Annotated in this window: 16 protein-coding genes; 13 read left to right on the top strand and 3 right to left on the bottom strand. The window is 62.5% G+C overall.

Features of this window, described 5'->3' with window-relative positions; all coding sequences use genetic code 11:
- Positions 1-470: 470 nt before the first annotated feature.
- The 3 genes from HMPREF3167_RS09410 to HMPREF3167_RS05270 are packed head-to-tail and all read left to right on the top strand — an operon-like array spanning position 471 to position 2,435.
- Positions 471-1,457 (top strand): glycosyltransferase family 2 protein, encoded by a 987-nt coding sequence (locus tag HMPREF3167_RS09410; protein WP_083281087.1) that lies wholly within the window; start codon positions 471-473, stop codon positions 1,455-1,457.
- Positions 1,450-1,848, top strand: a complete 399-nt coding sequence (locus tag HMPREF3167_RS09405; protein ID WP_082661182.1) for a glycosyltransferase family protein — start codon at positions 1,450-1,452, stop codon at positions 1,846-1,848. Before HMPREF3167_RS09410 ends, HMPREF3167_RS09405 begins: the two co-directional genes overlap by 8 nt.
- Positions 1,849-1,898: 50 nt before the next feature.
- On the top strand, positions 1,899-2,435 hold the full coding sequence (locus tag HMPREF3167_RS05270) for a hypothetical protein (RefSeq protein ID WP_148132171.1): 537 nt from the start codon (positions 1,899-1,901) through the stop codon (positions 2,433-2,435).
- A 313-nt stretch (positions 2,436-2,748) separates the two neighbouring features.
- On the opposite strand, the gene HMPREF3167_RS05265 is transcribed toward HMPREF3167_RS05270, so the two are convergent.
- Positions 2,749-4,641, bottom strand: coding sequence for a heavy metal translocating P-type ATPase (locus tag HMPREF3167_RS05265; protein WP_062613691.1), 1,893 nt, complete (start codon positions 4,639-4,641; stop codon positions 2,749-2,751).
- Positions 4,638-4,997 (bottom strand): Cd(II)/Pb(II)-sensing metalloregulatory transcriptional regulator CmtR, encoded by a 360-nt coding sequence (locus HMPREF3167_RS05260; protein WP_034662574.1) that lies wholly within the window; start codon positions 4,995-4,997, stop codon positions 4,638-4,640. The genes HMPREF3167_RS05265 and HMPREF3167_RS05260 overlap by 4 nt, the downstream gene beginning before the upstream one ends.
- A gap of 287 nt (positions 4,998-5,284) precedes the next feature.
- Between HMPREF3167_RS05260 and HMPREF3167_RS05255 the strand changes: the two genes are divergently transcribed.
- Both HMPREF3167_RS05255 and HMPREF3167_RS05250 read left to right on the top strand, forming a co-directional pair.
- A complete protein-coding gene (locus HMPREF3167_RS05255) occupies positions 5,285-5,566 on the top strand; it encodes a type II toxin-antitoxin system RelE/ParE family toxin (protein ID WP_062613690.1) in 282 nt (93 codons plus the stop codon).
- 12 nt (positions 5,567-5,578) lie between these two features.
- Positions 5,579-5,878 (top strand): HigA family addiction module antitoxin, encoded by a 300-nt coding sequence (locus HMPREF3167_RS05250; protein WP_101923791.1) that lies wholly within the window; start codon positions 5,579-5,581, stop codon positions 5,876-5,878.
- A gap of 175 nt (positions 5,879-6,053) precedes the next feature.
- Here HMPREF3167_RS05250 and HMPREF3167_RS05245 read toward each other — a convergent pair whose 3' ends face one another.
- Complete coding sequence (locus HMPREF3167_RS05245) at positions 6,054-6,251, bottom strand: hypothetical protein (protein ID WP_179853707.1); 198 nt, start codon at positions 6,249-6,251, stop codon at positions 6,054-6,056.
- Positions 6,252-6,464: 213 nt separating this feature from the next.
- Here HMPREF3167_RS05245 and HMPREF3167_RS05240 point away from each other — a divergent pair, with 213 nt between their 5' ends.
- From HMPREF3167_RS05240 to HMPREF3167_RS05205, 8 genes are all read left to right on the top strand, one after another.
- A complete protein-coding gene (locus tag HMPREF3167_RS05240; protein WP_070445887.1) occupies positions 6,465-6,932 on the top strand; it encodes a GNAT family N-acetyltransferase in 468 nt (155 codons plus the stop codon).
- Between the two features lie 386 nt (positions 6,933-7,318).
- Positions 7,319-7,777 carry a putative periplasmic lipoprotein gene (locus HMPREF3167_RS05235; protein ID WP_062613688.1) on the top strand — a complete coding sequence of 153 codons (459 nt, stop codon included), beginning with the start codon at positions 7,319-7,321 and terminating at the stop codon, positions 7,775-7,777.
- Positions 7,778-7,861: 84 nt separating this feature from the next.
- Entirely contained in the window at positions 7,862-8,455 is a 594-nt protein-coding gene (locus HMPREF3167_RS05230; RefSeq protein ID WP_070445877.1) for a nitroreductase family protein, read from the top strand.
- On the top strand, positions 8,452-9,249 hold the full coding sequence (locus HMPREF3167_RS05225) for an ABC transporter ATP-binding protein (RefSeq protein WP_062613686.1): 798 nt from the start codon (positions 8,452-8,454) through the stop codon (positions 9,247-9,249). Before HMPREF3167_RS05230 ends, HMPREF3167_RS05225 begins: the two co-directional genes overlap by 4 nt.
- Positions 9,246-9,911 carry an ABC transporter permease gene (locus HMPREF3167_RS05220; RefSeq protein ID WP_062613685.1) on the top strand — a complete coding sequence of 222 codons (666 nt, stop codon included), beginning with the start codon at positions 9,246-9,248 and terminating at the stop codon, positions 9,909-9,911. Before HMPREF3167_RS05225 ends, HMPREF3167_RS05220 begins: the two co-directional genes overlap by 4 nt.
- Entirely contained in the window at positions 9,895-10,557 is a 663-nt protein-coding gene (locus HMPREF3167_RS05215) for an ABC transporter permease (RefSeq protein WP_068538785.1), read from the top strand. The genes HMPREF3167_RS05220 and HMPREF3167_RS05215 overlap by 17 nt, the downstream gene beginning before the upstream one ends.
- Before the next feature lie 18 nt (positions 10,558-10,575).
- Positions 10,576-11,526: an ABC transporter substrate-binding protein gene (locus HMPREF3167_RS05210; protein WP_070445874.1), complete on the top strand. Its 951-nt coding sequence runs from the start codon at positions 10,576-10,578 to the stop codon at positions 11,524-11,526.
- Between the two features lie 73 nt (positions 11,527-11,599).
- A complete protein-coding gene (locus HMPREF3167_RS05205; protein WP_062613707.1) occupies positions 11,600-13,063 on the top strand; it encodes a purine-cytosine permease family protein in 1,464 nt (487 codons plus the stop codon).
- The last annotated feature ends 76 nt before the right edge of the window (positions 13,064-13,139 follow it).

Genomic DNA, 13,139 nt, shown 5'->3' with positions numbered 1-13,139 from the left:
TGAGGTAGGAACTAAACCCAGGACGCTTCACCACGCCAACGAAAACTCAAGACAAAAACAACACCAAATGTCCTATAGCCCGTAACTTTGCTGGCTATCTAGTTAGCTAAACATGCTAGGGGAGCCTTGGCGGGTTCTCGGGCATTAGCCCGGGTTTACGCCAAGGCTCCCCTTTAGTGTGCGTGATTTAGAGCCCAAAGCGCCCTCCGAGGAGAACATTACCCTCGGGCATGGCAATTCTTTTCCGATAGTTTGCCTGAAAGCTTGCTGCCTTTCTCAACCAAATCACCCTCCCGCGACGGAATCTCCCTCCGGGTTCGTCTTTTGGGGCGGGAAAATTATGCTTTTTCCCGGCGTTGGAGGGCACTTTTGTATAGGGAGGGTGCAGGTGATGAAAATAGGAGACGTTGATGGTTCGGATATCTCGCGCCTTAGATATGATGGAAAAAACTAGGTCAGGAGATAGGGTAATGGGCGAAGAACGTCAGGTATTTGCGGTGGTAGTAGCTTATAACCGCGCTAAACTGCTTCGCGAATGTCTGGACGCAATCGCTACGCAGACCAGACCAGTTCAGCGGGTAATCGTGGTTGATAACGCCTCAACCGATGACTCTTCACGTCTTGCCCAGCAGCACCCGGTAGTGGACCGTGTAATCGAGCTTTCAGAAAATACCGGTGGCGCGGGCGGATTTTGCGCCGGGATCGCACACGCTCTGGCTTATAAAGAGCTGGAAAATCACGATTTTATTTGGATTATGGATGACGACACCATTCCTACACCAGATGCGTTAGCGCAGCTGCTCGAGGCCGGTCAGCGTTATCCTGGTTCCCCAGCGCTGCTGGCGTCACAGGCACAGTGGATCGACGGTAGCGAGCATCCCATGAATGCCCATCGGGAAAGGCCGCTAATATCACCCGACCGCAAACAAATCGCCCGACGTCTAGGACTGCGTCAAGTGCGCGCTGCCTCCTTCGTATCAATACTGGTAGAGGTGGCACAGGTGCGCAAGATTGGACTGCCGATTGCGGATTACTTTATCTGGAACGACGACCTGGAATATACCGCCCGGTTACTGAAAAACCGGATTGGATTGTACGTACCTGCCTCGGTGGTGGTGCACAAAACCCGCGCGGCCGCCTCCGCTACTGATGATCCTGGGGATCGCTTTTATTACGAGACTCGCAATAAAATTTGGTTCCTATTGCGTTCACGAGGACTGCTCACCATGGATCGGATCCTTTACGGAGGTTCCATGTTGGTGCGCTGGTTTAGAATGTGGCAGGTCAGTGAGCACAAGAAAAAAATGTTGCGCCTGGGAGTAAAAGGGGTGGCCGACGGGGTGCTATCTGGTCCGCGTCCTAATGAAGAGATATTTTCCGCAGACCCGGAAACCGCGAAACTAGTTGCGGCATGTGAAAATGCTGCCCGGGTGAAAGTGGATAAGCGACATGGCTAAAGTGCTTTTTGCGGGTTCATCCGGGGGACATTTAGCCCAGCTATATACTCTTAAACCCTGGTGGGAGCAGCAGCAAACCCTATGGGTCACTTTTAAAACTCCCGATGCCACCTCGCTGCTAGCCGATCAAAAGGTCGTGTGGGCAGAGCATTCGCCTGACCGCAACTTACGTGACGTATTCCGTTCGCTGCATTTAGCTTGGAAGCTTTTACGTTCGGCTCGCCCCGAATTAGTGGTGTCTGCAGGTGCCTCTTTGGGGACGGTTTTCATTGCCCTAGCGCGTCTAATGAAGATTCCCACTATCTATATTGAGGTTTTCGATCGGATAGAGATCCCCTCTCTATCAGGTAGAATCTGTTACCGCCTGGCAGATCGCTTCGCAGTGCAATAGCCTGAACAGCTGAAACTTTATCCGCGTGCCACGGTGATCGGACCGCTACTATGAGTGAAACCACCAGTATGAGCGAAAACAGTAAGCGCGAACTGCAGGCCGACTACCTGTTCATGGTGGGCACCCACCATATGTCTTTTGACCGTTTAATCCAGATGGCGGATCGTTTTGCTCGCGAAAATCCGGACGCTTCGGTTCTGGTGCAATATGGAACTTCTCGACCTCCGAAGGAAGCGACCGGGCGCGAGAATCTCAGCCACCAAGAAATGGCTGCCCTCGCCGGGAAACTTAAAGGTGTGGTTTTACCAGGCGGACCTTCCCTAATGATGGAATGGCTACGGCGCGGTTTCCAGCCGGTGATCGTTCCACGCGACCCAGAACTGGGCGAACACATCGACGTTCATCAAATCCGGTTCTCTAACTTCATGCACGATCGCTCCCTAATCGTCCTTGCCAACGATTATGAGCAGGTCAAAGCAGCTCTTACAGATCCTCAACTGGTATCTGCAGCCCAATTAGACAAGATTGACAGTGCCGGTGCAGTTAGAGCCTTCGCAAAATTGGCTTCGTCGCTGCTGGCAGATTAATTTATAGGGGTTAACACGGTGGAGTTCAAATTTAACGTGTAACGCGGAGCGTTAATGACGTTTCGCGTTATTGGGGGGTAGGTTGAAGAGCGCTGTCTCTATCTCCGGTTTTCGTTCGGCCTCGGTTCATTCCGCTACCTCGAGTGCAGAATCTGCAAGCGGTATCGGGCCGTTGAACTATTAGGTTCACCCACAGTTCCCGTGCCTGCACGCATCGAGAAAGACCAGGTGGTGAACTCGAATGACTCGCCTGGTCCAACGTGTGTGCGCTCGGCGCGTGGTTTAACTCTTATAAGACTTGCCGGTCACAGCCTCAGCGTTTCGCTCGTGCAGCCCGCAGGCCGTTCAAGATCACGATGACTTCGGCGACTTCGTGAACCAACACGACGGCGGCCAGGCCCAGCACACCGCTGATCGCCAGTGGCATCAACACGATAATGATAGCCAGAGACAGCACGATGTTTTGGTTGATGATCCTGCTGCCTCGGCGGGCGTGCTGCAGCGCCTGCGGGATCAGCCGGAGGTCGTGGCCAGTGAAGGCGACGTCAGCGGACTCGATCGCGGCGTCAGAGCCGGTTGCTCCCATCGCAATGCCCACCGTTGCGCCCGCCAGTGCCGGCGCGTCGTTGATGCCGTCGCCGATCATCGCCGTCGGCGTCTTGGAGGAGAGTTCGGCTACGATGCTTGCCTTGTCCTCCGGGCGCAGCTCGGCGCGCACGTCGTCGATTCCGGCGATTTCAGCCAGCGCCCGGGCGGTACGAGTGTTGTCGCCGGTGAGCATGCTCACTTCCACATCGTTGGCGCGCAGGGTCTGCACGGCTTCGGGCACCTCGGGCCGCAGCTCGTCGCGGACGCCGATCGCTCCGGCGAGGGTGTCATCGACGGTGACCAGGACGCAGGTCTGGCCTTCGGATTCCATGCGCTCAACGTCTCCCTTCAGTGGCCCGGCGTCGATCCACCGGGGGCTGCCGACCAGCAGGCGTCGGCCTTCGACGGTGCCGCCGATGCCATGTCCGGCTTCCTCGCTGATGTCCAGGGCGGCGGGTGCTTCGGGCTCCGCTGCCGCGATCGCCGCGGCGAGGGGGTGCGTCGATTGCTGCTCAACTGCCGCAGCGAAAGCAAGCACCTGAGCCCGATCGAATCCCTCTGCCGGGACCACTCCGTTAACCTCGGGCTGGTTGCGGGTAAGGGTTCCGGTCTTGTCCACCGCTAGGTGACGGATGCCGCCGAGTCGCTCGAACGCCGCGCCGGACTTGATGACCACGCCGAACTGGCTGGCCGCGCCGATCGCGGCCACGACCGTCAGCGGCACGGAGATTGCCAGCGCGCACGGCGACGCTGCGACCAGGACCACCAGCGCACGGGTGATCCAAGTCTCTGGGTCACCCAGCAGCGAGCCGATCACGCCGACCAGCACCGCCAGGATCATCACCCCGGGCACTAGGGGTTGGGCAATTCGGTCGGCGATCCGGGCGCGGTCACCCTTCTCCGCCTGCGCCTGCTCGACGAGGTCGACGAGTGTGGTCAGCGAGTTGTCCGTTCCAGCTGCGGTCGTCTCTACTTCCAGCACACCGGCGGAGTTGATCGCACCCGCGGGCGCCTCGTCGCCGGGTGCAACCTCCTCCGGAATGGATTCTCCGGTGATCGCTGAGGTGTCAAGGCTGGAACGTCCAGACCGAATGATGCCGTCCGTGGCGATCCGCTCTCCGGGGCGCACGAGCATCAGTTCGCCAGCCACGAGGTCCTTCGCTGCGACCTTGACCGACGTGCCGTCGCGCAGCACCGTCGCGGTCTGAGGTACCAACTTCAACAGTGCCCGCAGTCCGCCCTGTGCCCGGTCCATTGCCTTGTCTTCCAGCGCCTCGGCGATCGAGTACAGGAACGCTAGCGCCGCGGCCTCTCCGACGTAACCGAGGATTACCGCGCCGACCGCGCTGATCGTCATCAGCAAACCAATGCCGAGCTTGCGCTTCGTGACAAGGTTTCGGATCGCGCCGGGCGCGAACGTATACGCCCCTAGCAGCAGGCCGACCCAGAACAGTACTGTCGCGGGTGTCTCTATCCCGGACCAGTCCAGCGCCAGGCCTATGCCGAGGGCTACGCCGGAGAAGATCGGCAGTAGCAACTCGGGGTCCTTCCACCATGGCCGATCGAGTTCTTCGATCTCTTTGGCGGGTTCGTGTGCGCATCCACACGCCGAGCTCATGCGTCCGCTCCCTTCTCGCCGCAGCCGGGCACCGAGCATTCAGGGTCGATGCACGGGGCGTTTTCGTCGACAGCCAACGTCGCGTTCACCAGCGCGTTGAGCGCTGCCGCGAGGTGCGGATCGGCGATTTCGTAGCGTGTCTTGCGGCCCTCCGGCTCGGCGACGACGATGCCGCAGTCGCGCAGGCAGGTCAGGTGGTTCGAGACGTTCGAGCGGGTCAGGTCCAGGTCGCGCGAAAGCACGGCCGGGTAGCTCGGGCCGTCGAGTAGTGTCATCAGGATTCTGGAGCGCGTCGGATCCGCCATGGCCCGGCCGAGCCGGTTCATGACGTCGAGGCGTGAAGCAATGGTCAGCATGTGCTTAACAATACATCGTGTGCTGAACTATTCAAAATGCGCTGAACTGACAGTTACGCGAAGGTCCTGCGACCTGCAAGAATTAGTCGATGGGATAGCAGATGACTGATCCTTTGTGGTTCGGCTGCCGCCCAACGCGGGAGCGACGTGGGCGGCGAGGTTCTCGAGAAAGTAACTTTGCAACTACATACCGTGGAGTTTATGTTCAACGTGTAGATCCGCCTGGGGCCGTAGCTCCTGCATATAACGACTGGCGTTATTAACGCGGAGCGTTATGCGCTTGGCTTGTGATCATTTCTTTCGCTGACCGGGATACCGAGGCGCTCTACCTGCGACAGCCGGTAAGGTGGCTCGATTTCCGGTTGAACCGGCAAGCGCTGCAAAAACTGCGCTTACTCGATTCGGTGGTGGATCTCAACGAATTGAAGATTCCGCCCGGAAATCGGCTCGAGGCCCTCAAGGGGGACCGGGCTGGCCAGTTCAGCATAAGAATCAACAATCAGTGGCAAATCTGCTTCGTTTGGACTTTCATGGGTCCGAGTGAACTGGAGATCGTCGATTATCACTAGGAGGGGTGAATGATGGGGAAGAAGATTTCGCCGATCTCGCCCGGTGAAGTCCTCTTGGAAGAGTTCATTGGGCCGATGGGGATCACACAGAACAAGCTAGCCGTGGAGATCGGGGTTCCTCCGCGCCGGATCAACGAGATTGTTCACGGCAAGCGGCGCATTACTGCCGATACGGCCTTGCGCCTGGGACGGTATTTCGGAATGAGTGCACAGTTCTGGATCAATCTGCAGTCGCATTACGATTTGGAGATCGAGATGGATGCGCTCGCGGACGAGTTGGATAAGATCACGCCCATCACCCGCGGGACATAACGACCATGTCTGTATGGCTGCCGAGGGACTAACGGGAAAGAACTGGAAAGTACTGGAACAATTACTGCAACAAATGTTCCAGTTGGAGGAGTGCAAGCGCGGGGTGAGTCGCCGCCGTCGTCACGAGCTCCTCTAACGTGGTGTGTCAGCCTCGGTTTGGCGGACGGCCCAGGCTTTACTGCTCCTTTGGCATCCAGAAGCTCGTCACGTTTTTCTTCGTCTCAAGCTGGTACTCGATGAACATGCCGCGCAGCTCGTAGTCGAATGGTTCGGCCCAGGGTTGGCGGGCGAACATCTTGCCGAAGTCCATGGCGCGGGCTTTCACCTCGTCTTCGAAGTGGATCATGGTGTGGCGCTCCGGGGCCATGGCCATGTGCTTGGTGGGCGCGGGCAGGCTCGCAGCCCGTCAAACGTCAGGACTCTGAGCCCAAAAAGGGCCAAAATGCGAACGAAAAGCTACAGGGTCCTGATCTTTGTCGGCGCTTCCCGCGCTAGTTCGGGTCTGACGCCGCCAAACCGCCGCCCGTGGAGTGCCAGAAGAGTCGGTTCTAGCAGGGGCCCACCCATGGGGTGTTAACTGGTGACCATGAGTAGTGTTCCTTGGCTCGCCACGCGTGATCAGCCCCTTCCCGAAGACGTCGCCCGGATTCTCGCCACCGTCCCCGAATGGTTCGGGATAGAGGCGGCCAATGCCGAGTACATCGCGGCGGCTCGCTCGAAGGAGACTTGGTCCGTCCGCGACTTAGCGGGGCGGGTCGTGGGCATCACGCTCGTCGATCGTCATTTCCCCCATGTCGCGGAGATCCACCTCTTGGTCGTCGACCGGGAGGTGCATGGTACCGGCGTTGGGACGGCGATGCTGGCGGCCATCGAGGCCGACGCGATTGGCTGTGGCGTCCGCCTCCTCGAGGTCAAAACGCTCGGTGCTTCCCACGCCGATGCCGGCTACGCCCGAACGCGCCACTTCTACGAGAAGTTCGGCTTCCTTGCGCTCGAGGAGACGGATCTGTGGGGCGAGGACTCGCCTTGTCTGATCATGGTCAAGCCGCTCTAGGCCACGCCGCGTGGCTTGTTCCGGGTCCCGACCGACAGAACTGGTGAATATACCGGCTACCGATTGCTGTAGGTGCTAGGCCGTCTTCAGGTTCACGAGTTGTGACGGGCGTAGCCGGTACCGGGCAGAGATTTCGCCGGCGGCGCGAATTATCGGCGCCAGGCGCGGCGAGCCCTAACCGAACGCCCTTAACTGCGAAGAGCTGTATATGTGCAGATGAGGACCGATCCGACCCGCGACTCACGCCCGCGCGTCCGCGTCGCCGGTCCTGTCGCGACCCCGGCAAGGCGACAATGCCGCCGGCGATCAGCGGCAAGCGAAATCCGGGCGGATGCAACCGTGGGGGCGGGTGTGGTTGTATGAGACCACCCGCCGATGGAGGAAAGATGAAGAAGATTGCACTCGCATGCGCCCTGGTGCTCGGCCTGGCCGCGTGCGGAAACAGCGAGCCGGAGACCGTGGAGACCGAATCGGCGAGCCCGAAGGTGGAGCAGAGCACCGAGGCCACGTCGGAGCCGACCGAGGAGGAAACGGAGACCGAGGAGCCCACGGCGGCCGCCACCCCTGAGGTTGATTCGCAGGGCAATCCGAAGGCCTCGAAGGAGGAGTTCGAGCAGCTGCTGCTCGCGGGCGCGACCGCCGCGCTTGAGGAGCAGGGTGGCGCGGATGACCCCGAGGTGCAGGCGCAGATCGAGGAGTCGGTGCAGTGCGTGGCCGACTACGCGTATGACAAGCTGTCGGCCGATGCTCTCAACGCGATCATCAACGACCCGCAGGCAACCCCGGACGAAGCGGACCTCGAGATCTTGCTCGCAGGTGCGGCCAAGTGCCGGCCGGTCGGCTGAGTTTTCGCCGCCAGCTAATGCGCCTACTGGTACCCACCAGCCACTACGTAGACTCGCCAGACGTGTCTACCTTTGGAGTTCGCCATGAAGTTCCTCGATGATCCTGTCTTGGACGCGATCGCCCACCGCCGCTCTGTGTCGAAGGTTGGGCCGAACACGCCGTCGGACGAGGAGATCGCCACGTTGCTCGCGGCGGTCACGCACGTGGCCGACCACAAGGCGTTGCGCCCGTGGCGGCTCATCCTCCTGCGCGGGGAGGACCGACTGACGCTGGCCCGCGCGCTTGACGCGGCGCAGGGGATCGAGCGCGAGCCGGGCGAGGTCAACCCCAAGCCGTTCCGCGCCGAACTGCTCATCGCGCTGGTGGCCAGCCCGGTCGAGCATGAAAAGGTGCCCACCTGGGAGCAGCACGCCACGGCGGCCGGGGTCGGCCACCTGCTTGAGCTCGCACTGTGGCAGGCAGGCTGGGGTGTCATGTGGCGCACGGGCACGTTCGCGAACGCGCAACAGGTGCGCGAGGCGCACGGTCTGGCCGATAGCGAGCTGCTCATGGGCTGGCTGTACGTGGGCGACATCGATTCCGCGCACCGCCAGCGCCTCGGCGAATCCAACCGCCCGCCCCTCGACCCGATCCGGTTCATCGGGCGCATGCCCCGCGAGGGCCGGTTTACCTCATGATTGAATTCGACTCCGTCACCAAAACCTACGGCGATACCCGAGCGGTGAACGACGTCAGCTTCACCGTTCCCGCCCGCTCGACCACGGTGCTGGTCGGCTCCTCGGGATCGGGCAAGACCACGCTGTTGGGCATGGTCAACCGCATGATCGAGCCCACCGCCGGCCGCATCCTCATCGACGGCGAAGACGTGGCCGGCGTCAATCCCGTCAAGCTTCGCCGCTCGATTGGCTACGTCATGCAGTCCGGCGGCCTGCTCCCGCATCGCACGATCCTTGACAACATATGCGTAGTCCCGCTCTTGAACGGCACGACCAAGGCCGACGCGCGGCGTCGTGGGATGGAGCTCATGGAGATTATGGGCCTGGACGCGAGCCTGGCCCGGCGCTACCCGGCCCAGCTCTCGGGCGGGCAGCGCCAGCGCGTGGGCGTGGCCCGCGCCCTCGCTTCTGACCCGAGCGTCCTCCTCATGGACGAGCCCTTCAGCGCGGTCGACCCGATCGTGCGGCGCGAGCTGCAGGGGGAGGTGCGCCGGTTGCAACGCGAGCTGGGCAAGACGATCCTGTTCGTCACGCACGACATCGACGAGGCGCTCGCGCTTGCCGACGACGTCGTCATCCTTCACGGCGGCTCCATCGCCCAGCGTGGGGCGCCCGCCGAGCTGCTCACTAACCCCGCATCCGACTTCGTGGCCTCCTTCATCGGCATCACCGACGGCTCGCGGCGGCTGTGTCTCGACGACGACGGGCGGCTGGTCCGCGACGGCACCGGGCGCCTGCTAGGGACCCTGGAATGAGCTGGATTTCGGCCAATCTTTCGTGGATCGGGCACCTGACGCTCGTCCACCTGTGGCTGGCGGTGGCCGCGCTCGCGCTCAGCCTGGTGATTTCGGTGCCGGTGGGCTGGGCGGCGAACCGGTGGCGCCTGGGCCGGGAGGCGATCGTCGCCCTCATCGGCATCCTGTATGCGATCCCGTCCCTGCCCATGTTCATCATCATCCCCGTCATCACGGGCGCGCCGATTCGCTCCTCGCTCACGGTGGTGATCGTGCTCAGCGTGTATGCGGTGGCGTTGCTCGTGCGCACGGTGGCGGACGCCTTCGCCGCCGTCCCCGCTGACACGATGCGCGCCTGCACCGCGATGGGCTATTCGACCTGGCAGCGGTTCTGGGCGGTCGAGCTCCCGCTCGCCGGACCGGTGATCGTGGCAGGGCTGCGCGTCGTTGTCGTGAACACGGTCAGCCTGGTGACGGTGGGCGCGGTGGTGGGCAGCCAGAGTCTGGGCACGCTCTTCACCGACGGTTTCCAGCGCGGGATCATCCCCGAGGTGTTGACGGGCCTGGTGCTGACCGTAGCACTGGCGCTCGCGCTCGACGCGGCGACCGTGCTCGGCGGGCGCGTGATCTTCCCGTGGACCAGGATTCGTGCGAAGGAGGTGGCGCGTGGATCTGCTATTTGATTCGCTGGCCTGGCTCGCCGACCCCGCCTCCTGGGCCGGGCCGTCCGGTATCCTGCACCGCCTCGGCCAGCATGTGGGCCTGGCGGCCGTCGTCGTGCTGATTGCAGCCGCGCTCGCCCTTCCCGCGGGCGTCGCCATTGGGCACACGCGTCGCGGGCAAAACGTCGTGGCCGCGATCGCCGGCTCCGCGCGCGCCATCCCCACCCTCGGCTTGCTCACGTTGCTCGGGCTCATGCTGGGCATCGGGCTGGCCGCGCCCACGATCGTGCTCGTGGTCCTCGCTATCCCGCCGTTGCTCGCTGGCGCGTATTCGGGGGTTGCGAACGTCGACCCGATGACAGTGCGGGCAGCTCACGCGCTCGGTATGTCGGGCTGGCAGGTGGTGCGCGACGTCGAACTTCCGCTCGCCGCACCGATCATCATGGGTGGTGTCCGCTCGGCGATCGTCCAGGTGGTCGCCACCGCCACGCTCGCCGCCTACGTCGCCGACGCCGGCCTCGGCCGCTTCATCTTCTCCGGGCTGGCCACCCGCCGCTACGAGGAGGTGCTGGGCGCCGCGATCGTAGTCATCGTGCTCGCGCTCATCCTCGACCTCGGGGTGGGATTCGCCGTCAAGCGCGCCGAGCGTAGGGTCGGGATCGCCTAGGACCAGGGAGGAATACTGATGTACCATCGTAAGGACGCCGGCCGCGCCGGGACGGCAGGAAGCCGCGCGTGGGGACGGAGGGGCGCAGGCGTTGTCGCGCTAGCGCTCACCCTCGCCGGGTGTGGGGGAGCCGAGGCACTTGGGGGAGGAGACGGGCCGGGGGACGCGATCGTCATCGGGTCGGCCGACTATTATTCGAACGCGATCATCGCCGAGGTCTACGCCCAGGCGCTCGAAAATGCCGGTTTCACCGTGGCCCGCGAGTTCAAGATCGGGGCGCGGGAGGTGTACCTGGGCGAGGTCGAGAGCGGGAGCATTGACCTGTTCCCCGAGTACTCCGGCCCGTTGCTGCAGTACTGGAACCCCAACAACACGGTGACCGACGCCGAGGGGATCTACGCCGAGCTCACCGAGCGCGTGCCACATGGCCTGCAGATCCTGGACCAGGCTGGCGCCACCGACCAGGATTCCTACGTGGTTTCGCGCACATTTTCCGAGAAGACCGGCATCACCTCGCTCGCCGATCTTGCGAGCTACGATGGGCCGCTCACGGTCGGCTCCAACTCCGAGTTCGAGAACCGGCCCAACGGGCCGAAGGGGCTAAAGAAGCATTACGGGGTCGACGTCGGCTTCACCCCCATAGAAGACAAGGGCGGCCCGCTCACCGTCAAGGCCCTGCTCGACGGGCAGATCGAGCTCGCCAACGTCTTCTCCGCGAGCCCCGCGATCCAGATCAACGACCTCGTGGTACTGAGCGACCCGCAAGGCATGTTCCTCGCCTCGCACGTCGTGCCTCTCGCCTCCACCCGGCTCGACCCCGACGCCGCCCGCGTCATCAACGCCATCCAGGCCCGCCTCACGCCCGAGGCCCTCATCGACATGAATGTCCGCTCCGTGGAAGGCGAAGAGATGGCATCGGTCATCGCACGTGACTGGTTGTCTCAAAACGGTTGGGAATCCACAGATTGATTGCGTCCGATCCGCACCTGAGGTAGAAACGAGGCGCAGGTATCCACGCTAGAACCTGTGAATGGAGTTTGATATGACGCAACAAGACACAGCCTCGCTCGACACGAAGGGCCTCGGGATTGAGGTCGTCGGCATCGAAATTGTGAAGGAATCCGAGCGCACCGCCAAACCGCACAACCTCTTCATGCCGTGGTTCGCCTCCAACGTCTCCGTGTTTGGCATGTCATACGGCGCGTGGATCTTCGACTTCGGGATCTCCTTTTGGCAGGCCACCGCGATCACCACCATTGGAGTCATCCTCTCCTTCATCTTCTGCGGCATCATCGCCATCGGCGGCAAGCGAGGATCCGTGCCCACCATGGTCATGTCCCGCTCCGCCTTCGGGGTGAAGGGCGCGAAGGCCCCCGGCGTCGTGTCATGGCTGACCTCCATCGGCTGGGAGACCATGCTCGCGATCACCGCCGTGCTCGCCACCTCCACCATCTTCACCCGGCTCGGCTGGGCCGAAGAAGGTTCGGTGGGCGTGCGGGTGGGGGCGTCCGTCGTCGTCGCCGTCCTCATTGTGCTTGGCGCCGTGGCCGGATACCACATCATCATGAAGGTCCAGTCCGTGCTCACCTGGCTCACCGGGCTGACCACGATGGTCTACATTTTCCTCGTCATCCCGCACATCGACTTTGGCGCCGTCATGCAGATCCCCAGCGGCTCGCCGGCGCAAATGATCGGCGCGATGACCATGGTCATGACCGGCACCGGGCTGGGCTGGATCAACATTGCCGCTGACTGGTCGCGCTACCAGTCGCGCGACGCCAGCGGCGGCAAGATCATCTTCTGGAACACCTTCGGGGCCTCGCTCGGCCCAGTCGTGCTCATCACCTTCGGTCTGCTCTTCGCCGGGTCCAACCCCGAGGCTGCCGTCAACGTCAGCAACGACCCGATCGGCGCGCTCGCCAGCGTGTTGCCCACCTGGTTCCTCATCCCGTTCCTTATCACCGCGATCCTCACCCTGCTCTCCGGCGCGATCAACGGCATCTACTCCTCCGGCCTGACCCTGCTCACGCTCGGCATCCACATCCCCAGGCCGCTCGCCGCTCTCATCGACGGCGTCATCCTCACCCTCGGCACCGTGTTCGTGGTGTTCTTCTCACCCAACTTCATCGGGCCCTTCCAGTCCTTCCTCATTACCCTGGGCGTGCCGCTCGCCGCTTGGGCCGGCATCATGATGGCCGACATCATCCTGCGCAAGCGTGACTACGATGAAGCTGCCCTCTTCGACCCCGCCGGCCGTTACGGCGCCTACAACTGGGCCTCGCTCGGCCTCATGGTGGTGGCGTGCGTGATCGGCTGGGGGCTCGTGGTCAACGGGTTCGCCGAGGATGCAGCTTGGAACAACTGGCAGGGCTACCTGCTCGGCCTGGTCGGCGGCCGGGATTCGGTGTGGGCGTACGGCAACATCGGCGTGATCGCCTCCCTCCTGCTCGGGTTCTTCGGCTACCTCGGCCTTAGCCGGGGCAAGGTCCGCACCCAAGAGGGGTAAGGCCCGGTTCGGCACATGCGAAAGGGGGCGGCTGCCCGATCGGACAGCTGCCCCCTTGTGCCAGCCGGGATGAGTT

The organism is Trueperella sp. HMSC08B05 (assembly GCF_001808405.1).
GTDB lineage: Bacteria > Actinomycetota > Actinomycetes > Actinomycetales > Actinomycetaceae > Trueperella > Trueperella bernardiae.
This window is presented reverse-complemented; position numbering and strand designations above follow the sequence as displayed.